Origin of the sequence: Nitrincola schmidtii (assembly GCF_008973715.1) — a bacterium.
GTDB classification, from domain to species: Bacteria; Pseudomonadota; Gammaproteobacteria; order Pseudomonadales; family Balneatricaceae; genus Nitrincola; species Nitrincola schmidtii.
Genome location: NZ_WBOL01000034.1, coordinates 1 through 614, shown reverse-complemented (window position 1 = coordinate 614; position 614 = coordinate 1). Strand labels below are relative to the sequence as shown.

At 47.1% G+C, this 614-nt stretch carries 2 protein-coding genes; both read left to right on the top strand.

Annotation, left to right across the window (positions count from 1 at the left end; genetic code table 11):
* Positions 1-159 (top strand): S24 family peptidase (locus F7R24_RS15040; RefSeq protein WP_420812994.1); only part of this gene is annotated, 159 nt, incomplete at its 5' end.
* A gap of 3 nt (positions 160-162) precedes the next feature.
* On the top strand, positions 163-614 hold a 452-nt coding region (locus tag F7R24_RS14605; protein WP_476703645.1), incomplete at its 3' end, for a Y-family DNA polymerase.

Below are 614 nucleotides of genomic sequence, written 5' to 3'. Positions count from 1 at the left end.
GCTGTCGATGGCGCGTTTACTGTCAAAACGCTGGCATTAAAACCGAGAGTGCGATTGTTACCTCAAAATCGTCAGTACGCACCCATTGAGTTCAACGAAGGTTCTGACTTACAGCTATTTGGTGTCGTCACGCACTTAGTCAGAGCGATGCAGAGGTAACGCATGCCGATCTATGCTTTATGTGACATGAACTCTTTTTATGTCAGTGCTGAATTGTTGTTCCGTCCTGACTTGGTCGATAAGCCTTGTATCGTGTTATCCAATAATGATGGCTGTGCAGTGGCTCGCAATACGCCTGCAAAAGCTCTCGGTATTAAGATGGGTGCACCCCGATTTGAGATAGAGGAGATCATTCAAGAACACGGTGTCATCACCTTTAGTTCTAATTATGCCCTCTATGCCGATATCTCCAATCGGGTCATGACGACGCTTGAGCGCTTAGCACCGAGTGTGTTCATTTATTCCATAGATGAAGCCTTTCTCGATTTATGCGGCATGGAGAATCTTGGTCCCTTGGAGTCCTACGGAAGATCCGTGGTAAATACAGTGAAAAGAGAGGTCGGCATCCCCTGCTGTCTGGGTATCTCTACCACCAAAACCTTGGCAAAACTGGC